Raw genomic sequence first — 22,516 nt, 5'->3', positions numbered from 1 at the left:
GCCCGATGCGGTGTGCATCCGCGGAGCGGGGGTGGCTCCAGCAGCATCAACGTTTTCCTCGCCGTTCACCTGCGCTCAGGCTGAGGGCTGGCTCCTCCAGGCCGGTGTGCAGCTGTCCGTGCTGCAGCTCGCTCGGCCGACGCCGCACCCCGGGTCATTGACCAACCTGCGCCTGGGCGGGCCCCTGAAGTCGGCAGTTGTTCACGGTCCCCACGTGTCCGGGCCTCCGCCGAGCCACTCGATCAAGTGAGAGGCTGCGATCTCGCCCTCATCCGCCAGCCCCACACTCAACCCGGCCCGCTGGAAGAAAACGATCAGATCCCACAGACCATAGGCCCGACCCACGGGAACGCCGTGAATTCATACCAGCCGACCGCCCTGGGCACCGGGTGGATCGACAGTCATGGGCTGCGAGACAGACATGTGGGGACCATCGTTCCAGGTCACTCATCACTTGATGGGCATCCAACGTATGCCTCTGAGGAAGGGGCTCCTCACAGCACGTCCGAATTCAGTCCTGCGACCTTCAGATGCCCGCCGCGAAACAGGTGTGAAAGCCCCATAAGCAGCCACCCGTGCCAGGGAGGACACCAGAAGTCCATGGGCCAGCGGTGAAAACACGACTAGCTACCCGCGCGCAAGCAGGAGACAAAGAGGTAAGAGCCATGTCCACTTCCGCTTCCCGGCCGTCCATGGAGACGCATCCGGACATCGTCGACATGCGCAAGCGCCATGAGATGGCCGAACGCGCCACCAGCACCCCCCAGGGACAGGCCGTCGGAACCCTGGCCTTCCTGACCGGTATCTACCTGGCCGCTTCTCCGTGGATCACCGGATTCAACGGACTGTCCACGCTCGCCGTCACCAACCTCCTCGTCGGCATCGCCTACGCACTGCTCATGAGCGGCGGGTTCGGACGGGCATACGAACGCACCCACAGCATGGCGTGGGGCGCCTGCGCCCTGGGCTTGTGGACCATCATCGCGCCGTGGGTGGTGGCGGGCGACGTCAGCACCACGAAGACGATCGTCAACAACGTCATCACCGGAGCAATAGCCGCCCTGCTGGCCATGGCCGCCAGCGCCGCCACCCGCGCAGCGGAGACCGGAAAGGCCCGAACAGGCAGGACGGCACCGTACACCCCGCACGGCTGAGTCCCGCCCCACGCCACAGAACTACCAGCGTTGCCTCCAGGCCGACTGCAGTCACCGGCCTGGGCGGCCGGCTCGGCCACCGGCCACCATGACAAGTCGAATTGAAATGGGGGCCGGTCCTTCACCGAGGAAGGGCAGGGACGACGTGTTCTTTAGAAGCCGGCGAGCTGACGGATGCGGCGTACCTGACCGGTAGACAGGCGCAGACGCAGCTCGTCGGCCGTCTACACGACAACCGTCAGAGTGCTAGGGACGCCGCGCAGGACACCACCCCATGCCCCGTTGTCCGGCAGGGCCAGCCCCCACCGCCGCCTCCTTGCCCCATGGCGCCCACTCCGCCACGTCAGCCACCTGAATGGCCTCCTGCTTGGTGGCGCGCCGGGGGCTGCGACCTCCTGCAGGGACAGGCGCCGGGCATGGCGTTGAGTTCACGCATCTCCGGCTTGGGCGGCGCGTTCGAGCCGATGAGATTGCTCAGGGAACGAGAGGGGTCATGGAGCGGGCGTGCTCCCACATGCCGTGGAGCTGCGCCATGGGGCGCTGCTGTTCACCGTGGAGGGCGTTGAGGACGACCAGGCATCCGGTGAGCGCCGGCACCGCCCACTGCGCGAAAGCGAGCTGGCGGTGCGCTTTGTCCAGGTCGATGGGGTGTCGGCCGGCCTTCTCGTTCTCTTCGGGGGTGGAGGAGGACGCGAGGTCGACCTTCTTGCCGAGGACCCGGGCGTAGGCGGTGGCGGCGAGGGCCGCTGCCGTGACGGCCGTCTTGGCCGTGGTGGAGGCACCTACGCCCTGCTGGGTTTTGACCCGGTGCGCGTTCGCGGCGAGCAGGCCGCCGCCGCCGAACAGGTGTGCACCGATGGCGGCGGCGTTGACCGGGACCCATCTCGTCCAGCCGACGGAAGCGATGCGAGTTTTGGCGGCGACGGTGGAGCCCTCGTGGTTGGCCGCCCCGTTGAGCCCGACGGCGCCCATGAGGGAGCCGCCGAACCAAGCGGCCAGACCCACGTCGTGCAGGCTGCGGATGAGGGTGTGGCGTCCGGACATAATCGTGCTCCTCAGGCAGGCGGGCGGCGGGGGCCGACAACGAGGTGTCGCCCGTTCCACTTTTGCCAGACCGGGCCGTGAACCGCCAGCGCGGCTGACCCAGATGAACCCCCGGGCAGGCGGTGGCGATCCCGCGGCGTCCGGTGGTTGGGGGGCACCGGCATGTTTCCCCGGAGGAGGCCGCTGGAGCGACCAGCTCGCTGTCCGTGTGGATGCTTGCCCGGGCCTCAGGAAGTCCGGGTAGACGATCGCCGCTTGGACGGAAGCGGCGCAGGCGGCTGCATTGGACGGTGTCCAGTGGGTGCACGCGTGCGTGTGCCGGGAGCCCTGCACAGTTACCCAAAGCGGCTCCGGTGCTCCTCTGTCGCTCGGACGGCTGGAACCGTGAGCCATTTGGCTGGTCAACGGCTTCGCAAGAAGGCGGTTCCGCAACAGGAAGGGCTACTTTTCGCGGGGCTGCATGCGCACGCCCCCTCCCGGTGCCGAGGGGGCAGGACTCACGCTGTCCACGGCCGTTTATGCGCTGCTGCCGAGTGAGGAATCTGATGGCGACCCATGCCGAGCCGGTGGCTCCCGCTCACATGGCCCAGCGCCGTGGCCTGGGCCATGTGGTGGTCACCTGGCTGACCACCACCGATCACAAGAAGATCGGCCACCCACGGCCATGACCGCGACCGTCACCGCCCTGCCCACCGCCAAGCATGTACGTGCCCTGGCCGCGTTCGCCACCGATCAAACGCAGCAGACCTCGGCGAAAAATGCCGGGGCCGTCCGCAGGGCGTCGTTCGCCCGGGTGTACTCGAGGTCTGTGTGCGCTGTCAGTGAGGTGGGTCGTCACCGTCGACATACTTCGCCAGTGCTGTCGCGGCGGCCGTGAGGTCCGTGCGGATGGTCTCCTCTCGGGTCGCCAGGTCCTCCTGCCTGCCGACGACCGAGACTGCGAACCTGATGTGTCCGGCGGTATCACGCACAGGTATGGCGTACTCGGTGACGCCGTGCTCGAACTCACCGTGTGCCGCGACGAAGCCGCGCAGGCGATCGCGGTCGTTGGCGGCGGCCACCTCCCTCGCGGAACGAGCCGCATGGGGGCCGCCGACACCGATCAGCTCGTAGTCGTCCAGCAGGGCGGTGATCTCCTTGGCGGTGTGGTCGAGGAGGAGCGCGCGGCCGGCGCCGGTGCACCAGCATGGGGTGACGAGGCTCGCCCAGCCCTGCCACTCCTGGCCGAGGCCCGCGGCGGACTCGGCGCGCAGCAGCCGAACCTGGACGCCGTCGCGGACGGAGAGCCGTGCGCCGACACCGTGCTTGACGGCCAGGCGGCGCAGCAGCGCACGGCTGCGGCCAAGTAGGCCGGGGTGCAGGGAGGCGGCCGTCGTGAAGAAGGCGGTGCCGGCACGGAGCGTCGAGTCGTCGCGGCGTTCCAGGAAGCCCTTGTCGCACAGGTCCTGGGTGGTGCGTGACGCCTTGCTGCGCTCGACGCCGACCTCGTCGGCGAGTCGGCTCACGTTGAAGGCGTTACGGCCGGAGACCTCGCGGTCCAGGATCGTGTTGACCATGTGCAGGGCCATACGCAGTGAGGAGGCTGTTCCCCTGCCCGGCGGGCGGGGTGCGGGGCCGTTCGTCGTCACGTCCGCACTATAGCGAGTCGCTGATCAGCGGGCCGGTGCGGCGTCGGCAGGACGTGCGGCAGGTGGACGGTGCACAACGGCAGTCGGTCCGATCGCTTCGGCATGGTCGTACTGACCTGTCCGCGCCCGACGCTGTGGGTGGTCGGGCCGCCAGGTGGGCGGCGCCGCTGGAAGAAGGAGGACCGGATGACCCGATACGACCTCGCTCTCATCGGATTCGGCGGCGTGAACCGTGCGCTCGCCGAGCTGATCGCCAGCCGCGGAGACGCCTTGGAGGCGGAACTCGGTTTCACGCTGCGGGTGGTGGCCATCACCGATCTGCGGGCCGGATCGCTGGTCTGCACGGACGGGGACGGGATCGATCTGGTCCCGCTGCTCGCCGCCGCCCCCGGGGAACTGGACTTCTCCGCAATGGACGGCGGCAGCGCGGAGCCCCGTAACGAGTGGGTGATCCGTGAGGTGCCCGCCGACATCGTGGCCGAGGCAACCTTCACCAACCCCGCCGACGGCGAGCCCGCGCTGTCGCACGTGCGGTGGGCGATCGAGGCCGGCAAGCACGTGTGCACCACCAACAAGGGTCCGGTCGCCCTGCACTGCCAGGCCCTGCGCGCACTGGCCCGGCGGCACGGCGTGTGCTTCGAGTTCGAGGGCACGGTGATGTCCGGCACCCCCGTCCTGCGCACCGCCCGCCGGATGTTCGGCGGACTGGCCGTGACCGGCTTCGAGGGCGTCCTGAACGGCACCTCCAACTACGTCCTCGGCCGCCTGGAGGCCGGCCTGTCCTTCGCGGACGCCGTCGCCGAGGCCCAGGACCTGGGATATGCGGAGGCCGATCCGACCGCCGACATCGACGGGTACGACGTCCAGCTCAAGGTCATGATCCTCGCGAACGAGGTGCTGGGCGCCGACCTGACCCGCGCGGACGTGCCGTGCACCGGCATCTCGGCGCTCACGGCCGAGGACATCCGGCGGGCAGCGGCCGAGGGGCTGCGCTGGAAGCTGGTCGGCTCGGCCGCCCGCCGCCCGGACGGCACCGTGGAGGCCCGGGTCGCTCCGGCCGCGCTGCCCGACGGGCACCCCCTCGCCGGGGTCACCGGCCCCGTCAACACCGTCGCTTTCCACACCGACCTGCTGGGCACCGTCACGGTCGGCGGACCCGGCGCCGGACGCACCGAGACGGCGTACGCCCTGCTCTCCGACGTCATCGGCATCCACGAGCAGAGCAGCTCGGCCGCCGGTGCCAAGACCCTGGAGGAGGCCCACCGTGGCTGATACCGCCCTGAACATCGCCCTGCCCCGCCCCGCACAGGCTAAGGGCATGGCCTCTGTGCGCAACCCCTACACAGGCGAGATCATCGGCTCCGTCTGTCTCACCCCGGCCACCGCCGTCGACGACGTGCTGGGGCGGGCCCGCGTCGGGTCGGAGACGGCCCGCCGGCTCTCCCGCGCCGCCCGCGCAGCCGTGCTGGACGGCGCGGCCCGGCTGATCGAGGAGCGCGCCGAGTCGTTCGCCCGGCTGATCGTCGCCGAGGCGGGCAAGACACTGGTCCAAGCCCGCAAGGAGACCGGCCGTGCGGTCAACACCCTGCGGCTGTCCGCCGCCGAGGTCCGCCGCAACGCGGGCGAGGTGGTGCCGTTCGACGCATACGCGGGATCCGAGGGTCGGTTGGGCTGGTTCACCCGTGAGCCGCTGGGCGTCATCGCGGCCGTCACGCCGTACAACGACCCGCTCAACCTGGTCGCGCACAAGCTCGGCCCGGCGATCGCGGGCGGCAACGCGGTCGTCCTGAAACCGTCGCTGCTCACCCCCCTGTCCGCGCTGCGGCTGGTCGACACGCTGGTGGAGGCCGGACTGCCGGAGGAGGTGGTGACCGTGGTCAACGGCGGTGCCGAGCTGGGCGCGGCCGTGGTGGCGTCGCCGCACGTGCGGATGGTGTCCTTCACCGGAGGGTTCCGTACCGGAGAGGCCATCGCCCGTACGGCGGGCCTGAAGAAGCTCGCGATGGACCTGGGCGGCAACGCTCCCGTCCTGGTGCTCGCGGACGCCGACCTCGAGGCGGCCGTGGACGCGTGCGTCTCCGGGGCGTTCTGGGCGGCCGGGCAGAACTGCATCGGCACCCAGCGCATCCTCGTCGAGCGTGAGGTGTACGAGGCGTTCCGGGACGCCTTCGTCGAGCGGACCCGGCGGTTGCGGGCCGGTGACCCGGCGGACGTGCGCACCGACGTCGGCCCGATGATCAGCGAGGAGGCGGCGGCCGCCGCCGAGGCCACGGTCACAGCCGCGCTCGCCGAGGGCGCCCGGCTGCTGTGCGGGCACGAGCGGGACGGCGGCCTCTACGCGCCGACCGTGCTGGAGGATGTGCCGGGCACGGCGGCACTCTGGCGCGAGGAGGCGTTCGCACCGGTCGTCGTGCTCCAGCCCGTGGACTCCTTCGAGGAGGCCGTGGAGCGGGCCAACGAGATCGACTTCAGCCTGCACGCGGCCGTCTTCACGGGGTCGCTGGACCGGGCGATGGCCGCCACACGGCTGCTGGAAGCCGGAGGCGTGATGGTCAACGACTCCTCCGACTACCGCTTCGACGCGATGCCCTTCGGCGGCTTCAAGTACGGCAGCATGGGCCGCGAGGGCGTTCGCTTCGCCTACGAGGAGATGACCCAGCCGAAGGTGGTCTGCATCAACAGGGAGGCGGAGTGAGCCAGTTGGGGAGCGGGACGTCCGGAGGACGCGGCGGCGGGTTCCGGATCGAGTCCGACGCGCTGGGGGACGTACCGGTGCCCGCCGAGGCCTACTGGGGCGTGCACACCGCACGGGCCCTGGAGAACTTCCGGGCCAGTGGGGTCCCCGTCGGCACCCATCCCCATCTCGTCCGCGCGCTGGCGCAGGTGAAGCATGCGGCAGCGCTGGCCAACGGCGAGATCGGGGCCTTGGAACCGCACAAGGTGCAGGCCGTCGCGGCGGCCTGCCGGGCCGTCGCGGAGGGCCGTCACCACGACCAGTTCCGGGTGGACGTCATCCAGGGCGGCGCGGGCACCAGCACCAACATGAACGCCAACGAGGTGATCGCGAACCTCGCGCTGGAGCACCTGGGCCACGAGCGCGGGCGGTACGAGCACCTCGACCCGCTGGACGATGTCAACCGCTGCCAGTCCACGAACGACACCTATCCCACCGCGCTCAGGATCGCCATCAGCGCCGCCCTGACCGAGCTGGCCGGAGTTCTCACCCTTCTCTCAGCGGGGTTCGCCGACAAGGGCGAGGAGTTCGCGACGGTCGTGAAAGTGGGCCGTACCCAGTTGCAGGACGCCGTGCCGATGACGCTGGGCCAGGAGTTCGCCGCCTTCGGCGTCACAGTCGCCGAGGACGTCCAGCGGATCGGCGAGACCCTGCCGCTGCTGGCCGAGACCAGCCTCGGCGCGACCGCGATCGGCACCGGCATCACCGCCGAGCCGGGCTACGCGGCGGCGGCCGTACGGCATCTGCGGGCACTGACCGGACTCGATCTCACGCCCGCCGCCGACCTGGTGGAGGCGACCTCGGACACCGGTGTGTTCTTGCTGGTGTCCGGGGTGTTGAAGCGTACGGCGGTGAAGTTGTCGAAGCTGTGCAGCGATCTGCGGCTGCTCGCCAGCGGGCCGCGCGCGGGCCTTGCGGAGATCAACCTGCCCGCTGTGCAGGCAGGTTCGTCGGTGATGCCGGGGAAGGTGAACCCGGTGATTCCCGAGATGGTCAACCAGATCGCGTTCGCGACGGCCGGCGCGGATGTCGCGATCACCATGGCGGCCGATAACGGGCAGTTGCAGCTCAATGCGTTCGAACCGCTCATCGGGCACCTGCTGTTGCAGCACATCGGCTGGCTCACGCACGGCTGCGAGGCACTGCGCACCCGGTGTGTGGCGGGCATCACCGCCAACCGGGAGCATCTCGCGCGAACCGGCGCCGGGACAGTCGGCGCGGTGACGGCGCTCGCCCCGCGCATCGGCCACGAGACCGCCGCCGACGTCTCCCGTGAGGCCACACGGACCGGGGCGGACGTGGTGGACGTGGTCGTACGGCGCGGGCTGCTGGATCGCGAGACCGCGCTGCGGCTGACGGCCAGGGGCCTCACCGCGGCCGGCTGACCACCCGGGACAGCGCCAGCGCCGTCACCGTGTCCCGTACACCGGGCATCTGGGCTATCTGCTCCCAGATGCCCTGTACGCGTTCCAGGGTGGCCGCCTCCACGCTGACCAGCAGGTCGAACTGGCCGCTGAGCACATCGCAGGAGACCACCTCGGGGATGCGTTTGAGAGCGGCCAGGACGTCGCCGCCGCGCATCCGGTCCTCGCGGTAGACCAGGACGTGCGCGGCGACCGCGGCACGGTCCGGCCCGTGGGTCGGGCGGACGATCGTGTAGCCGCCGATGTGACCCTGCCGCTCCAGGCGTTCGACGCGCTGGCGCACGGCGTTGCGGGACAGCCGCACCCGCTGGCCCAGCTCGGCGTGGGAGATCCGGGCGTTGCGGGTGAGTTCGGTGATGATCTGCTCGTCGATGGCGTCCATGGCGCTGTGCCCGTCTCCTCAGGTGTCTCCGGACCGGCGAAAGCTCCGGCGGCCGGGTCGGGACGGCCGCCGGAGCTGGTGGTGCGGTGTAGGTCAGTCGGCGTGGTGCAGGGCGAAGACGCGGGCCGGGAATCCCGAACCGCCCTGCGGCTTGGGCCAGGTGGCGACGATCAGCGCGCCCGCCTCCGGCACCCGGTCGAGGTCGGCCATCAGCTCGATCTGCCAGCGGTCCCGTTCCAGGACGTAGCTCTCCAGGCTGAAGTCCCCGGCGGAGGTGGCCAGTCCGGGGTCGGTGTCGGTCTGCTCGTGCCCGATCGCGGTGACGCCGGCCTCCTCGAAGAGGTGGGTCAGTACCTCGGCGGACCAGCCCGGGTAGTGGCTCACCCCCGCCGCGTCCTTGTTGGCCATGGCGGCCGGGTCGGGCCAGCGGCGGCCCCAGCCGGTGCGCAGCGCGACGAACGCCCCTTGCGGGATACGGCCGTTGCGCGCCTCCCAGGCCGCCACGTCGGCCAGCGTCGGTACGGCGTCCGGGTCGGCGTCGACGCGCTCGGTGATGTCGAGGACGACGAGCGGCAGGATCATCTCGTCGACGGGTATCTCGTCCAGGGGCCGGGCACCGTCGACGAAGTGCACGGGCGGGTCGACATGGGTGCCCCACTGCCCGACGATCGTGTACAGGTGCACGTTGAAGCCGTCGCCGCGGGACATGTCGAAGGGCATCTCGCGCTTCTCGTCGGGGAAGGCCGGGAAGTGCGGCTGGCCCGGGTGGAAGGCGTGCGTGAGATCGGTGCGGACCGTCTTGCCGATCAGTTCCCGGTGCAGGGCCCACAAGGGCGGTTCGGGAGCGGTGGACGGGGTGGTGACCGGGTGTGCGTGCGATGTCATGCGTGCTGGTCCTCAGTTTCGACGGTGTTCTTCAACAGTTCGGCGAGTTCGGCCGGTTCAGTGACGGATCCGAGGGCGCCCGCCGACTCCTCGGGGCCGCCGTACCCCCACCGCACATGGACGGCGGGGATACCTTCGGCGGCTGCGCTCTCGATGTCGTAGGCCCGGTCACCCACCATGAGCGGGCGACTGACGTCCGCGCCGGCCGCTCGCAGCCGGGCGACGCACTCCCGGATCACCAGCCGTTTCGTCGTACGGCCGGCCTCGTCGGACACCCCGCAGACGGTGCTCAGCCGGGAGCCGAGGCCGAAGCGGCGGACCATCAGCTCGGCCTGGTCCTGCACCTTGGAGGTGGCGATGCCGAGCGGGAGCCCGCGCGCGGCCAGGGTGTCGAGGAGTTCGGGTATCCCCTCGTACACGGCGGCGGCAAAGGCGCCGGTGCGGGCGTACTCCGCGCGGTAGGCGGCGAGAGCGGCCCGCGCGGCGGGCTCCGGCAGGCCCACGACGTCGCGGAAGGTGTCGTACATCGGCGGGCCGACGAAGGTGCGCAGCGTGGGCGCGTCGGGAACCGGGGCCCCGACCGCCCGCAGGGCCTCGGCGGCGCTGGCGGTCACGCCTGCGGCGGAGTCCACGAGGGTGCCGTCGAGGTCGAGCAGGACGCAGGTGGGCGGCTTCACGCGACCGCCCCGGCAGTGCGGCGGCGGTCGTACCGCAGCCAGTGGAAGAGGTAACAGGCCGCGACGAACGGGACGCCGAAGTACAGGGCCGTCGCCTGCGCCGGGTCCAGGGCGATACCGACGAGGGAGGCGAGGCACAGGATGAAGGCGAGGACGGGGACGACCGGGTAGAAGGGCGTGCGGTAGGGAAGGCTGCCGAGGTCGCCGCCCGCGCGGAGGAAGGCCCGGCGGTGGAAGAACTGCGCGGCGACGATGGACATCCAGACGCCGACGGCGGCGAACCCGGCGATCGACACCAGCACCAGGTAGACGGTCTCGGGGGCCACGACGCTGCTCACCAGGGAGGCGAGGCCGCCGAGCATGCTGAACGCGAGCGCCGTGAGCGGGATGCCGCGGCGGGTGAGCCGGCGCAGCGCCTGCGGGGCCTGCTTCTCCGCCGCGAGGGAGAACAGCATCCGGGCGCAGGAGTACAGACCGCTGTTGCCGGCCGACAGCAGCGCGGTGATGATCACGAAGTTCATGGCGTCGGCGGCGTAGGGGATGCCGAGGGACGAGAAGACGGTGACGAACGGGCTCTCGTCCAGGCCGACCTTCTGGTACGGGATGGTCGCGGCGATCACCGTGATGGCGCCGACGAAGAAGACCAGCAGGCGTACGACGGTGACGCGCAGCGCCTTCGGGACGGCCTCGGCCGGGTTCTCGGTCTCGCCGGCGGCGACGCCGATCAGTTCGGAGCCGGAGAAGGCGTAGAACGCGGCGAGCACGGTGACCAGGACGCCGGAGAAGCCGTTCGGGAAGAGGCCGTCGGGGGTGTCGAAGTTCTGTAGGAGGAAGGGGTGCGAGCCGCCGGAGGCCAGCGGGTGGAAGCCGAACAGGGCGGCGCCGCCGAGGACGATGAGCGTGACCACGGCGATCACCTTGACCAGCGAGAACCAGTACTCGGTCTCGCCGAAGACGCGGGCCGAGAAGGCATTCACGCCGAAGACGACGGCCGCGAAGACCACGCACCACACCCAGACGCTGATCCCGGGAAACCAGCGCTGCATCAGCAGTCCGCACGCGGTGAACTCGGAGCCGAGCGCGACGGCCCAGGTCAGCCAGTACAGCCAGGCGGTGGCGAAGCCGGTGGCGGGGCCCATCGAGCGGGAGGCGTAGACGTGGAAGGCGCCGGAGACGGGGTAGGTGACGGCGAGTTCACCGAGGCAGGCCATCACCAGCCAGACGACGAACGCGCCGACCAGGTAGGCGAGTACGGCGCCGAGGGGACCGGCCTGGGAGACGGTGAACCCCGAGCTGAGGAAGAGCCCCGAGCCGATGACACCGCCCATCGCGATCATGACGAGATGGCGGGAGCGCATGGTTCTGCGCAGGCCGTCGGAGGGTGGACGGGGAGCGGAGTCGGTGGCGGCCGGCGGGTTTTCCGGTACGGCTGAGACAGACACGGCGGTCTCCTCTGCGGAGCGGGACGGGTGGGGAGGACGGGGCGTGAGGGTGATCGGCAGGACATGGCTGCGGGGTCGGGCCACTTTCGGCGGGGAGCGTGCGCGCGGGGGTGGTCGCGCACGGAGGGGAGCGGTCGCCCGATGCGGGCGGCGGGCTCGGGAGGAGGAGGCTGGGGGTGGGCGGGCTCAGGCCCGGGTGACGAGGTCCATGGGGGCGGAGAGCTCGATCACCGGGACCTCCCAAGGGTGGACGTCGGTGAGGCGGCCGAGGAGAAGGGCCAGTTCGCCGTCGCCGGTCGCGGCGTCGACGTACGTGGTCACCGCGAGCGTCGAGGAGAGGAAGCGTCCGCCGACCGAGCCGAGGGTGGGCCTGGCGCCGGTCCGCACGGTGAAGCTCTCCACGCCGAGGGCCACCTCGAAGACATCGCCGTAGACCCCGAAGTCACCGAGTTCGGGTGAAGTCTCCAGGACCCGCAGCAACGGGGCGAAGGACTCTTCGGCGCGCAAAGCGTCCAGGTCGCCCGCCGCGCACGCGGCCAGGGTCTCCGCCGGGACCGGCCAGTGCACCTTGATCGCCCGGACCGTGCGGCGCCGTACGGGCCTTCGGTCCTGTGCGGTGGCGTCCGGCGTGATCGTCGTAGTGGCCATGCGTTTCCATCCTGGGAGTTCGGTGGCGGCTGGTACGAGGATGCTAGGCGTGCATTAAATGCACGGCAAGATGCAGATGCTGCACATTTCAAGATCTCTTGAAGGGCGGCGCTAGAGTGAGCAGCGACAGGTCACGGGGGCGGCGGGCCCCGGTGGACGCAGGTGTCGGCATGCCGGAGGGGCGCGTGGACTCAAGCGTGACGAGGGGCCTGGACGCCCTGTCGGCGCTCGCCCGCAGTACGGCCGCCGGCCGGCGGCTCGGCTCGGCAGTGTCCGTCTCGGAGCTGGCCCGGCAACTGGACCGCGACCGCAGCCAGCTGTCCCGCACGCTCACCGCCATGACCGCGGAGGAGTTCGTCGGCCGCGACGACGTCTCGGGCGGTGTCACCCCGCACTGGCGTCTCTACGCCGCGGCGCGCGACCTCACCGCGCACCGGCTGCGCACCGACGGGCTCACCGCGCTGGAGGGGATGGCCGCCGAGACCGGCGAGAGCTGCTACCTCGGCATCCTGGTCGGCGACACCACCGTGACCATCGCCGAACGGGTTCCGCCGGGCAGCCGCCAGCTCGGCTCCTGGATCGGCCGCCCCTACCCGGCCTATTGCAGCGACTGCGGCCAGGCGCTGCTGAGCGACGCCGACGACGACGAGGTGGCCGCGGTCTTCGCCCGCACCGAGTTCGTCCGCCACGGCCCCAACACCCCCACCGACCTCGACGACTTCCTGCGGCGGCTGGAGCTGACCCGGCAGCGCGGACACTCCGTCGTGGACGAGGAGGCCGAGCCCGGCCTGTACTCGGTCGCCGTGCCGGTCCGCGACTTCACCGGCGAGGTCGTCGCCGCCGTACAGGTCGTCGGACCGCGACGGCGTCTGGAACCAAGGACACAGGACTGCGTCGACGCCGCCCTGCGCGGGGGCCGCTTCTTGGAGACGGCTCTGCGCGGGCCCGAGCTCGGCTCTGTCGGAGATCTTGGCGCTTTCTGAGGACTCGCAGAGAATCAACATGCTGATGTGATCTCCGCAGGGCTGAGGTTCGCGAGGAACGCCGTGACGTCAGCGGGCGGGCGGAACCTGGCTGTCGAGGGCGGGATCGTGCAGCCGCGCGCGGCCAGGAGGGGCTGAACTTGGTGGACCGCCCTGGTCAGGGTGCTTCCGGGCAGATCTCTGGTGCCGAGTTCGCGCAGGTAGAGCACGGTGGCCAGGACTCTGTCCGCGGTGATCAGCTTGCCCTTGGCCCCTGCACCGCGAGCACGGATGCGTTCGCCTCCTCGCTGCTGGAGCCGTCCTTGCTCACGTAACTCGCCCAAAGCCACAGCCAGTTGGTTGATGAGCTCGTCCAGCGCGGGTCCGGGCATGCCGGTCAGGTCCGGGTCGCACAGACCCCTTGTGCAGGGCTGCGGGGACGGGCCTCCGCCGGTGCACAGCCGAGGGCCCCACCCGGGTCTTGCCGGGTGCCAGCACTCATTTTCTCGCCCTCCGCCGCAGTGGTGGCTGGGGAGGCCCACGGATGACGGCGCGCGAGTCGCGGCGCCCCGGACAACGACCGCACCAGCAGCGTGAGGGCGCAACGGCCGGAGTCATCCCGTGGGCATGGCAGGGGTGGAGAGGTGAACCTCTAGCACGACTGCGGTGCCGGCCACGCTCCGGTCCTCGTGCATGTTGATCCGCTGGCCGGTTCTGATGTGTGTCCAGTGAGTGGGAGTGAGGGGAACGAGGCGGACGGTGGCCCGGCCGCCGGGCTCCAGAACAGGCATGTCCTCAACCCAGAGCCCGGCGATACTCACCGAAGCGGCCCCGGTGGGTGAGAGTTTCCCGATGTCCCACATGGGTCGCAGAACACCGTGACCGGAGATTGGTGCCTTGCGTCGGGCCTCCGTGAGTGGACGAAGCGTCAGATCTGCCCGGATCATTCCGTTTCGGATTTCGGAACACCGCCAGTGACACCAAGCCGCGCTCCGCTCAAGGCCGAGTTGCTCAGCCACCTCGGCAAGCTGCTCCCAGAACGTCAAGGGCAGCGGTTGCCCGTCTCCGAGCTCCTCCAGCAGGCTCAGAGCCATCTGCCATTCGTCGTTGGCGAGGTAGTCCCAGACGTCTTGCACCGAGATGTCGTTCTCGGTAGCCACCTCTTCCGGGACGAGGAGGGAAGCCGATTCGAACAGCTCAGTGACGTTCATGCGGTCATTGTCGACCACCTTGTCAGGCTGCGTCGTCCCGCTCTCTGGCTTCGTTCATCTCCGGGAGCAGCGATTGTCGATTGGTTCTGGAGTCAGTTGTCGATCAGCCGGCTCGCGACTGTCGAAGAGGAATGACGGCACTGCCGAGTGAATGAGGGAACGCAGGACGACTGGCCGCCGAGGCAGGTAGTGGCAGGAGCGATGCGTATGCGGCGGACGCGGTGCTACGAGTCCAACAGCGACAGCGCTTCCTTCGCGTTGTGCTCGGCGATTTCCTGCATCGCCGTGCGGTGCGGGAAATCGCCGTCGAGCAGGCGAAGGGGGCCGGCCACCAGTGAGAGACGCATCGCGAGCATGTAGAGGTCGAGCCGTGCCGGATCGAGTCCGGGGCGGAACAAGACCGGGTACCGGTCACCGAAGCGAAGCTGCAGGAACACGTGCTCCCACTCGACATCGAAGAACATCAGGCTCTCGATGTCGATGAGTACGGGGTGGCCGGAGGCATCGACCAGAACGTGGTCGGGCCCGAGTTCGCCGTGGATCAGTCCGTGCTGCGTGCGCGGGGCCACTCGTGTGGCCAGCTCCTGCAAGCGATCGTGCAGAGAAGCCGCGGCTGATCCGATGCTGGCGTCGCGTTCAGCCGCCTCAGCGAGATCGTCGATGGCACGTTCGAACACCAGTTGCTCGCAAGAGTCGCCATTCGCTTTGTCCCCCCGTTCGAGCACGTCCGCCCTGCCGTAGTGCTGACTGTGCTGCTGGTGCATCACGTCGAGCATGGCGGCCAGCTCGTCCAAGGCATTGGATGCGCGTTCGGGATCCGTCTTCAGGAGCGCTTCCAGAGTGCCGCCGGCAACGTCCTCGACAACTGCCACGTCCGCCGGGTAGCGGCGTCGGCTGTCGTCTGCGAGAAGCACCTCTGGAGCCCGGACTCCCAGTCTGTCGAGTTTCCGCTGGGCCGCTAGGAATGGGGCCAGCCCGGAGGCGGGAGTGAACGGGTGGGCCGGGTCGATGGCTTCCGCAGCCGGCCAGAAGTTCTCGGCCTCGGCCCAACTGTAGACAATCACACTGGCTGCACGTGATCCGCTCGTGTGAACCCGGTAGACCCCCTTCTTGCTCCCGCCGCGCAACCGGTCCGCTCCGACAACGCGGGTCTCAGCCCCGAGTGCCTCATGCACGATTGCTGGCAAGGCTTCACTATCCGTGTGGCGCATCCGCCGACCCTATCCCCGGCCAGACGTGCCGTTGGGCCGAGTCGGCATCCAGTGAATGCTGTAGTCGGTGGTGCCATCACCGAGGAGGTTGTTCGAGCCGCCGTCGAAACGGAAGGTGGTGGTCCCCTGCTTAGCAACCCGGTCGAGTGAGTCGTAGGTGTAGGTGGATGCGCCGTCGTCGAGTAGACGGTTGCGTGCGTCGTTGGTGGCGGTGGCTGTTCCTGCTGTGGTGCGGTTTCCAGCGGCGTCCCACGGGTAGGTGGTGGTCTTGCCGCCGTGAGTCCAGTAGGACACGCGTCCTGCCTGGTCGTAGCCGTATGCGTGTTCTCCCGCTCCTGCGGTGCCGCTGGTTCCCTTCCAGGTGAGCTGGTCGTCCGGGTCGTAGGCGTAGGCGTGAGGAGCTGTCCGCGGTTGTTGTAGGTGTAGGTATTCGGGTTGAGAGGCGCGGTGACGCCGACAGAGGCCAGCCGGCCGGCGAGGTCGTAGGCGAGGGTGCGGTCGGTGGTGGCGGCTTCTGCCCCGCTGCCTGTCTCGTGGACGAGGCGACCGAGGCCGTCATAGGTGCGCTGGCGCTTGACACCACCGCGGGAGAGGGCCGTGCCGGAGCCGCGGTAGAGGTAGCGGCCGGGGTCGAAGTTGTCGTCGACGGTGACCGTGCCCGCGCTCTGGCCGCCGCGGCCGTAACGGAAGGCGTTGCGGAGGTCGTCGACGGACTGGGCGTAGTCGGCGTCGGCGCCGAGCTGCCGAAGTTCATGATGTCGTTGAACTCGGCCCACATCCAGGACTCCGGCGTGATGCGGGCGACCCAGAACTCCCAGCCAAGGTCGGTGAGTTCGTCGAAGTTGTAGTCGTTGAAGGTGAGGTCGTCGGCGACGCGCCGGGTCGGCCGGGACGGGCGGGTGCTGGGGGTCGGGGGCCTTGCGGCGGCCCTCGCGGAAGGACGACTGGTGGATCAGCATGTCGGTCGGGGGCAGGTCAACCCGGTTAGGGAAGAAGGTGTTGCTCATAGTCTTCGTCGGGTGGTACTCGCCTCTCGACGTCGGGAAGAGGAGACCCTGTAGGCCGGCCGGTCAGCGGCCGCGGTGCGAGTGCCGGGCGCTTTGGCTGAGCTGATAGTCGCCGCCCGGCCGGCAAGCGGCGCAACTCCCGCCTCTCCCCCGGTTCAGGCGGCGGTGCAGCCTCAACGGCCGCAGTGCGAGAGGGGGCGGCCAAGGGGCTTCAACGACCTTGGCAGCGGGAGCGCAAAACCCTGTAATCGCCGGTTCGACGGCGTTCAGCTGAAGGTGCGTCGATAGGTCTGCGGGCTGACGCCGGTGGTGCGTTTGAAGCGGTCGCGGAACGCGGTGGCCGAGCCGAAGCCGACCTGGCCGCCGATGCGCTCGACGGAGTGGTCGGTGGTTTCCAGCAGGTGCTGTGCCTGGCGGATGCGGGCCCGGTGGAGCCACTGGAGCGGTGTGGTGCCCGTCTGGTCGCGGAAACGCCGGATCAGGGTCCGGGTGCTGGTCCCGGACTGCGCGGCGATGTCGGCCAGAGTCAGGTCGCGGGCCAGGTTCTCCCGCAGCCAGGCGAGCAGCGGCTCCAGTTCGGAGCCCTGCGGTGCGGGGGCGTGGTCGTGGACGATGAACTGCGCCTGACCACCCTCGCGTTCGAGCGGCATCACCGACAGTCGGGCGGCGTCGGCGGCGACCGCCGATCCGTAGTCCCTTCGGATCATGTGCAGGCACAGGTCCATGCCGGCGGCGGCGCCGGCCGAGGTGAGGAACTGGCCGTTGTCGACGTAGAGGACGTCAGGGTCGACGTCGGTGTCTGGGTGGAGGGCGGCCAGAAGCCCTGTCGCGCGCCAGTGGGTCGTGACGCGCAGCCCGTCGAGGAGCCCGGTGGCCGCCAGGGGGAAGGTGCCCGCGCAGACGGAGGCGATCCGGGTGCCGTCGGCGGCGGCCGACCGCAGCGCGCCACGTACGGCGGGGGAAAGCGGGGCCGTGGGATCGGTGACGCCCGGCACGATGATCGTGTCCGCGCCCTCGAGGCCCTCCAGGCTCCAGGGGGCACGCAGGGTGAAGGCTCCGGCGTCAACCTCGTCGCGCTCGGCGCACACCCGGACCTGGTAGCCGGGCCGCCCGTCGGGCAGGCGGGTCCGCGAGAAGACCTCGATCGGGGTGGACAGGTCGAACGGGATCACCTGGTCCAGAGCGAGAACGGCGACGGTGTGCATGACCAGAACCTACCTCCTCACCGCCTGACGGACCCGGACCGATATCCGGACATCCCCATGTCATCGCACTTCTGAAGGCTCCGAACGCTCCTGGCAATTACCCGTTGAAAACTGTCACTTATGCCAGTTGGTGGCTGGACTGGCAGAGGGTTGACTTTCGGTGCGTCGGAGAGGATTCGATCCCGAAGGAAGGCTCCATGCACATCCAGGTTGTCTTGTTCGATGGTTTCGACCCGCTCGATGTCAACGCCCCTTATGAGGTGCTGCACGCAGGCGGCTCGGCGTCGGACGGCGCGGTGACCGTCGAGCTGGTCACCGCGGAAGGCCCGCGTGAGGTGATCAGCGGCACCGGAGGACTGACGCTGCGCGCCGCCGGCGCCCTCGATCTGGACGCGGGTGCCCGGTGTCTCCGGCCGCGTGGGCGGACCCGGCGAGGTCCCAGAAGAAGAGGCGGGCGCGGGCGAGTGGGAACAGGACGAGTTCGTCCCGGTGCTGCTGGCCGCACGCTGACCACCGAACTCCCGGCGCTCCTCAAGCAGGCGAGGGACGACCCGGACATCACGGTCGCCACCGTCTGCGGCGGCTTACTGGTCCTGGCCATGGCGGGCCTGTTGGAGGGGCGTCACGCCACCACACACCACCTGGGTCTGGACGTGCTGGACGCCACCGGCGCCCACGCGGTCCGCACCCGTGTCGTTGACGACGGCGACCTGATCACCGGCGCCGGTGTTATCTCCGGGCTGGATCTGGGCCTGTACCTGCTGGAGCGCGAACTGGGCCCGCGCATCGGCCCACGCCGTCGAGGAACTGTTCGCCCACGAGCGGCGCGGCACCGTCTGGCGCGCCCAGGGCATGGCCCCCGCCACTCTCTGCCCCCAATGCACACCACCAATCCGCGTAGCAGTCAGGAAGACCATGAGTATGCCCGTCGAAGGCATCTGGAACCTGTTCATCTCCACCCCCATCGGCAGGATGAAGGCCGTGGTCGAACTCCGGGGGCAGGACGCCGTTCTGACCGGCGTCGCCCGAGGGGCCGACGAGGAAGTACCGCTCAGCGACATCGCCCTCGACGGCGACACCCTCGTGGGCACCTCCAGGGTCGGCCGCCTTCCAGCCTCGAAGGTCACCGGCGAGCGCCGAACCGCCCCGGAGCGCCGGGCATGACCAAGATCCTCCTGTCCTTGCACGTCCTGGCCGCCATCATCGCCGTCGGCCCCGTCACCGTCGCTGCGAGCATGTTCCCCGCAACGCTGCGCGGCGCCCTCGGCGATGCCGAGAACGGCGACGCCCGGACGACCCTGCGGACACTGCACCGCATCTGCCGCATTTACGCCGGCATCGGCATCGCCGTCCCCCTCTTCGGCTTCGCCACGGCCAGCAGCCTCGGCGTCCTCGGCGACGCCTGGCTGATCACCTCGATCCTGCTGACCGCGGCCGCCGCCGGCGTTCTGGCCCTGCTCATCTTGCCCGCCCAGGACCGTGCCCTGGCCGAGGCGGCGGGTCCCCCCGCGCCGTCGGCGCCGGCCCCCCTGCGACCCGGCCGACTGGCCATGCTCACCGGTGTCTTCAACTTGCTGTGGGCCACCGTCACCGTTCTGATGATCATCCGCCCGGGCTCCACCACGGGAGTGTGACCATGCGCCTCCGGTCTCCGCGCCATCTGCCCATCGCGGCACACGCCGAGCTGATCTCCCTGATCGTGATGCTGGCCAACGTGTTCACCGTCCATCTGAAACCCATGTCGTCCCTGCTGGGGCCCACTCACGGCTGCGCCTACCTGTGGGTCGTGATCGCGACATGCCGCCTCAAGCAGGTCCCGGCCGCCGTCAAGGTCCTGGCCCTCGTTCCGGGTGCGGGTGGGCTGCTCGCGCTGCGACAGCTCGACCGCGGCGATTCGGCCCGCGCCCAAGCGGAAGAAGTCGTCCCCTCATGAATCTTGTGTCACCGGTGATCGTCGGCATCATCTACTGCCTGCTGATGTCCCTGATCAAAGAACCGCACCGACGCCGCTTCAACGCGATCATGGTGGGCGGAGCCGGCGCCGCCTATCTGAGCGGGGGTGGATTCGGCCCGTGGGAACTCCCGTTCGTTGCGCTCATGGCCTACGTTGCCTACCGTGGCCTGGAGTCCTGGACCTTCATCGGCCTCGGCTGGCTGCTCCATACCGCCTGGGACATGGCCCACCACCTCAAGGGCAATCCGATCCTGCCGTTCCACGACGACTCGTCCCTGGCATGCGCCATCTGCGATCCGGTCATCGCCCTGTGGTGCTTCCGCGGAGGACCTTCCATGATCGCGGTCGTCCGCCGTCGGTTCGCGCCCGGCCGGACAACAGACCACGCGCACGATCACGCCTCAACTCCTTTTCGGCCAGACCGCATCGGCACCTGACGGACAGACGGGGAGCCGGAAGACTGATCGAGGTCTGGACGCTCCCCGAAGACGACAGGAAGAGGGCGCGGAACAAGTCCGGGGCGAACCCGCTTGGGCTTGACGGTGTTGCTCAGTTCTTCGAGGATGAGGGCCGGATCCTGAGTCCGCCAGATCGGACTCGTACAACTCCTGTCCCTTCACGACAGTTTGCGGGGCTCGGCCCGATGTGCGTGATGAGAACCGCTGACCGCGGGTGATCCTCCTCTGACGGCAAGCGCGGTCGGAGGCCCAGGCTTTCCGCCGACCCCGACGCGAGAAACCCCGCCGTCGGAGCTCCTGAACACAGGACCGGACCGCAAGCCCACCACACCCCCGGTACGCCAACAGACACCGGCTCCCCGACAACATGACAGCGCCTAACGAAGCGCTGACAGGCGGGTGAGTTCCGCACTGAAGTCGCGCAGTTCGGGAGACGGCCGCGAAGCGGACTTGACGAGCTGCGCCACGGAACGAGCCTGCTCTGACACACAAGCGGGTTCCATCAGACCTGCCCCTTCCGACTGCTCAGAACGCATGGCCTGTTCTGCCATCGCAAGGAACGCCGTGGCCATGTCGGTGGGAGCGAGGTAGGTGACTTCCGGCACCGTGACAGTGGAGCCGTCGTCCATGTGCAGCGAGATGGTGAAGGTGTAGATCCAGGGCATCGACCCCTCCCCGTAGCGTTCGGGCCCCACAGTGAACGCCACACGTTCCTGGCTGTGGGGCGGGAGGGTGTACTTCATCTTCCGAGGGATGACGGAACCAGCACCCGCCTTGCGCGGGATCTTGATGTTGTACTGGGCCTTGATTTCGGTCAGCCCGGCACCGTAGGTGCAGAGAACCTCAGTAGCGGAAGTGAGGCGCACTTCGGCGTGGGTGACGAGTACAGGATCGTCTGCGCTGTTCCTCAGCGTCACGCTGACGACGGACGTGGGCACCTCGACTTGTTCGGTGACTTGTCCGTCGAAGACCACGTCCGCGGCGATGTTCTGCTCCCGGTCGACGTCAGAGTCGACCAGCTCGACCCGCGGCGGCGGCTCGGGGTCGGGCTTGGGCTGTACATCGGGCCAGAACAGGAAGACCAGCCCTGCGATCCCGGCGACCACCGTAAGGGCGGTGCCGATGATTTCAAGCCTCCTGTGTTGCCTCGACCAGAAGCCTCCCTCACGCTGCTGCCCCTCATCCGGGGATGCCGCCGGATCACCCTCGTCCGACGACGGCGTAGAACGCTGGTCTTCACCGTCGACAGCCTGGTCGCGTGAACGTGACTGCGGCGGCACCGCGGCACTTGTTACTTCTCCTGAGGGCGGACACTGTTCCCCGTCGCGTAAACCTTCTGTCTCTCCAGAAATCATGGCTGTCACCTCCCTGTCCTCACCGTTGTCTGCCCCGACGAAGACGGCGTCTACGGTAAGTCAGCATCGCGATCACGGTTGCTCGCCCTGCCACATGGTTGCCTCGAACTCAACTCGGTCAGGAGGTGCATCACCCCTGCGGCTGTCACCGCCCACAAATTTCGTGATCTTTAGGCGGACAACGTTGCCCTGGTCGGTAATGAGACAAAGACCATTACCGACCTTGAGCGGCCACTCTTCAAGGCTCGCATCAGTGTAACCACCGACTTGGGCCTCAGAAGCGCATTGCTCAGCAGATTCCGGAGAATCGTCAACCTCCGCCGCAGACACGCTATTCGAAACCTCAAGGTAGGCACTGTCCGTCACGGAAGTACCCCAGTATCTCAGGTCCCACGTACTCGTATCCGAAATACTTGACCACTCTTCAGTACTGAAACTTCTCACCGAAGGAACATCGAGGTCAATAGCACCCCTGCGCCAATCCGCCCAGGAGATCGCCAGGGACTTGGCTTCATAAACTACTGCATAGGGTGGCGGGCCACTTGACGGCGTCGACTGATCCGCAACCCCAGCAGACGGAGAGGTACCGGCGCGTGCCGGCGTGGACCCAGACGCATCATTGGTTTGGGAAATTTCTGGAGGGCCGGAAGATCTGGCGGAATTATCATCACCCTTGGCACCGCCGAGATACTGCAAGAACGCCGCAACTACAACACCAAGAAATCCAATGGCCGCGACCGCAACCTGCACCTTGTGATCAGGTAACCAACCACGGCCAGAAGTGCCCGGAGCATCCCCAGAGTCAGGCGGGGGCGGAGTGGCGGGTGGGTGCAGCGGGATCGGAGGAATGTTCCCGTCTGGAGGGTTCACCCCGTTTGATCCGGTGTCATCAGCAGTCATTACGACAACCTCCTGGTACTTTTCACCCCTCCGTCTAGAGTAAGAGAAGCAGTCTCACCGAACCACGGCCCGGCTGGTGGACAAGTTCCTCACCAACCGGCCCGACTGGCTCAGTGCCCTGTGGCACGCGCTGCCGAGGCCCTAGGCAGTTTCGTTTGGATCACCGGGCGGACCAGAGGAAGATGCCCGCGATGTGGAGTCCGGCCAGGTAGATGGTGGCGGTCTTCTCGTAGCG

The 22,516-nt window shown here is 68.9% G+C and carries 24 protein-coding genes and 2 pseudogenes; 12 read left to right on the top strand and 14 right to left on the bottom strand.

Translation table 11 applies throughout. The features are described from left to right. The first annotated feature begins 692 nt into the window (after positions 1–692). Complete coding sequence (locus tag ACH499_RS34040; RefSeq protein WP_399020920.1) at positions 693–1,154, top strand: SPW repeat protein; 462 nt, start codon at positions 693–695, stop codon at positions 1,152–1,154. A gap of 474 nt (positions 1,155–1,628) precedes the next feature. Here the strand turns inward: ACH499_RS34040 and ACH499_RS34035 are convergent, their stop codons facing one another. Then, positions 1,629–2,198 (bottom strand): hypothetical protein, encoded by a 570-nt coding sequence (locus tag ACH499_RS34035; protein ID WP_399020879.1) that lies wholly within the window; start codon positions 2,196–2,198, stop codon positions 1,629–1,631. 533 nt (positions 2,199–2,731) lie between these two features. On the opposite strand from ACH499_RS34035, the gene ACH499_RS34030 reads away from it, so the two are divergent. Continuing rightward, positions 2,732–2,866: a hypothetical protein gene (locus ACH499_RS34030; protein WP_399020877.1), complete on the top strand. Its 135-nt coding sequence runs from the start codon at positions 2,732–2,734 to the stop codon at positions 2,864–2,866. Positions 2,867–3,016: 150 nt separating this feature from the next. On the opposite strand, the gene ACH499_RS34025 is transcribed toward ACH499_RS34030, so the two are convergent. After that, a complete protein-coding gene (locus tag ACH499_RS34025; protein WP_399020875.1) occupies positions 3,017–3,826 on the bottom strand; it encodes an IclR family transcriptional regulator C-terminal domain-containing protein in 810 nt (269 codons plus the stop codon). Between the two features lie 186 nt (positions 3,827–4,012). Here ACH499_RS34025 and ACH499_RS34020 point away from each other — a divergent pair, with 186 nt between their 5' ends. From ACH499_RS34020 to ACH499_RS34010, 3 genes are read left to right on the top strand one after another with little or no spacing between them, the layout of a single operon-like run. Then, positions 4,013–5,098: a homoserine dehydrogenase gene (locus ACH499_RS34020; protein WP_399020873.1), complete on the top strand. Its 1,086-nt coding sequence runs from the start codon at positions 4,013–4,015 to the stop codon at positions 5,096–5,098. Continuing rightward, complete coding sequence (locus tag ACH499_RS34015) at positions 5,091–6,521, top strand: aldehyde dehydrogenase family protein (protein WP_399020871.1); 1,431 nt, start codon at positions 5,091–5,093, stop codon at positions 6,519–6,521. Before ACH499_RS34020 ends, ACH499_RS34015 begins: the two co-directional genes overlap by 8 nt. Beyond that, a complete protein-coding gene (locus tag ACH499_RS34010; RefSeq protein WP_399020869.1) occupies positions 6,518–7,945 on the top strand; it encodes an aspartate ammonia-lyase in 1,428 nt (475 codons plus the stop codon). The genes ACH499_RS34015 and ACH499_RS34010 overlap by 4 nt, the downstream gene beginning before the upstream one ends. Here ACH499_RS34010 and ACH499_RS34005 read toward each other — a convergent pair. From ACH499_RS34005 to ACH499_RS33985, 5 genes are all read right to left on the bottom strand, one after another. Further along, positions 7,929–8,366, bottom strand: coding sequence for an AsnC family transcriptional regulator (locus ACH499_RS34005; protein WP_356205515.1), 438 nt, complete (start codon positions 8,364–8,366; stop codon positions 7,929–7,931). The two genes, ACH499_RS34010 and ACH499_RS34005, sit on opposite strands and share 17 nt — an antisense overlap. Before the next feature lie 93 nt (positions 8,367–8,459). Next, positions 8,460–9,251, bottom strand: coding sequence for a cyclase family protein (locus tag ACH499_RS34000; RefSeq protein WP_356205516.1), 792 nt, complete (start codon positions 9,249–9,251; stop codon positions 8,460–8,462). Continuing rightward, positions 9,248–9,928, bottom strand: a complete 681-nt coding sequence (locus ACH499_RS33995) for an HAD hydrolase-like protein (RefSeq protein WP_399020866.1) — start codon at positions 9,926–9,928, stop codon at positions 9,248–9,250. Before ACH499_RS33995 ends, ACH499_RS34000 begins: the two co-directional genes overlap by 4 nt. Then, positions 9,925–11,370: an amino acid permease gene (locus tag ACH499_RS33990; protein ID WP_399020864.1), complete on the bottom strand. Its 1,446-nt coding sequence runs from the start codon at positions 11,368–11,370 to the stop codon at positions 9,925–9,927. Before ACH499_RS33990 ends, ACH499_RS33995 begins: the two co-directional genes overlap by 4 nt. A 186-nt stretch (positions 11,371–11,556) precedes the next feature. Continuing rightward, entirely contained in the window at positions 11,557–12,018 is a 462-nt protein-coding gene (locus ACH499_RS33985) for a hypothetical protein (RefSeq protein WP_399020862.1), read from the bottom strand. Between the two features lie 185 nt (positions 12,019–12,203). On the opposite strand from ACH499_RS33985, the gene ACH499_RS33980 reads away from it, so the two are divergent. After that, the gene (locus ACH499_RS33980; RefSeq protein ID WP_399020858.1) at positions 12,204–13,001 is read left to right on the top strand and encodes an IclR family transcriptional regulator; all 798 of its coding nucleotides are present in this window, start codon (positions 12,204–12,206) and stop codon (positions 12,999–13,001) included. Positions 13,002–13,015: 14 nt separating this feature from the next. On the opposite strand, the pseudogene ACH499_RS33975 reads toward ACH499_RS33980, so the two are convergent. The 4 genes and pseudogenes from ACH499_RS33975 to ACH499_RS33960 form a co-directional block, all read right to left on the bottom strand. Continuing rightward, a pseudogene (locus ACH499_RS33975) lies at positions 13,016–13,516 on the bottom strand (ISAzo13 family transposase); the annotation flags it as partial. Between the two features lie 78 nt (positions 13,517–13,594). Further along, entirely contained in the window at positions 13,595–14,191 is a 597-nt protein-coding gene (locus ACH499_RS33970) for a hypothetical protein (protein ID WP_399020856.1), read from the bottom strand. 224 nt (positions 14,192–14,415) lie between these two features. Continuing rightward, positions 14,416–15,402 carry a phosphotransferase family protein gene (locus ACH499_RS33965; protein ID WP_399020854.1) on the bottom strand — a complete coding sequence of 329 codons (987 nt, stop codon included), beginning with the start codon at positions 15,400–15,402 and terminating at the stop codon, positions 14,416–14,418. A 9-nt stretch (positions 15,403–15,411) separates the two neighbouring features. Beyond that, positions 15,412–15,696, bottom strand: a complete 285-nt coding sequence (locus ACH499_RS33960) for a hypothetical protein (protein WP_399020852.1) — start codon at positions 15,694–15,696, stop codon at positions 15,412–15,414. Between the two features lie 239 nt (positions 15,697–15,935). Here ACH499_RS33960 and ACH499_RS33955 point away from each other — a divergent pair, with 239 nt between their 5' ends. Continuing rightward, complete coding sequence (locus ACH499_RS33955) at positions 15,936–16,250, top strand: hypothetical protein (protein ID WP_399020850.1); 315 nt, start codon at positions 15,936–15,938, stop codon at positions 16,248–16,250. A 425-nt stretch (positions 16,251–16,675) separates the two neighbouring features. Here ACH499_RS33955 and ACH499_RS33950 read toward each other — a convergent pair whose 3' ends face one another. Further along, positions 16,676–17,614, bottom strand: a complete 939-nt coding sequence (locus tag ACH499_RS33950) for a GlxA family transcriptional regulator (RefSeq protein ID WP_399020848.1) — start codon at positions 17,612–17,614, stop codon at positions 16,676–16,678. A gap of 197 nt (positions 17,615–17,811) precedes the next feature. On the opposite strand from ACH499_RS33950, the pseudogene ACH499_RS33945 reads away from it, so the two are divergent. The 5 genes and pseudogenes from ACH499_RS33945 to ACH499_RS33925 form a co-directional block, all read left to right on the top strand. Next, a pseudogene (locus ACH499_RS33945) lies at positions 17,812–18,478 on the top strand (DJ-1/PfpI family protein); the annotation flags it as partial. A gap of 57 nt (positions 18,479–18,535) precedes the next feature. Beyond that, on the top strand, positions 18,536–18,778 hold the full coding sequence (locus ACH499_RS33940; RefSeq protein WP_399020918.1) for a hypothetical protein: 243 nt from the start codon (positions 18,536–18,538) through the stop codon (positions 18,776–18,778). Then, complete coding sequence (locus ACH499_RS33935; RefSeq protein ID WP_356205526.1) at positions 18,775–19,248, top strand: DUF2269 family protein; 474 nt, start codon at positions 18,775–18,777, stop codon at positions 19,246–19,248. Before ACH499_RS33940 ends, ACH499_RS33935 begins: the two co-directional genes overlap by 4 nt. 2 nt (positions 19,249–19,250) lie before the next feature. Next, positions 19,251–19,547 (top strand): DUF3817 domain-containing protein, encoded by a 297-nt coding sequence (locus ACH499_RS33930; protein WP_356205527.1) that lies wholly within the window; start codon positions 19,251–19,253, stop codon positions 19,545–19,547. After that, entirely contained in the window at positions 19,544–20,005 is a 462-nt protein-coding gene (locus tag ACH499_RS33925) for a DUF6010 family protein (RefSeq protein ID WP_356205528.1), read from the top strand. Before ACH499_RS33930 ends, ACH499_RS33925 begins: the two co-directional genes overlap by 4 nt. Before the next feature lie 398 nt (positions 20,006–20,403). Here ACH499_RS33925 and ACH499_RS33920 read toward each other — a convergent pair whose 3' ends face one another. Both ACH499_RS33920 and ACH499_RS33915 read right to left on the bottom strand, forming a co-directional pair. Then, entirely contained in the window at positions 20,404–21,381 is a 978-nt protein-coding gene (locus tag ACH499_RS33920; protein WP_399020845.1) for a hypothetical protein, read from the bottom strand. Positions 21,382–21,453: 72 nt separating this feature from the next. Beyond that, a complete protein-coding gene (locus tag ACH499_RS33915; protein ID WP_399020843.1) occupies positions 21,454–22,131 on the bottom strand; it encodes a hypothetical protein in 678 nt (225 codons plus the stop codon). Between the last annotated feature and the right edge of the window lie 385 nt (positions 22,132–22,516).

This window comes from Streptomyces sp. NPDC018947 (genome assembly GCF_044390505.1).
GTDB lineage: Bacteria > Actinomycetota > Actinomycetes > Streptomycetales > Streptomycetaceae > Streptomyces.
The sequence above is the reverse complement of the archived record's forward strand: the minus strand, read 5'-3'. Positions and strand labels throughout refer to the sequence as shown.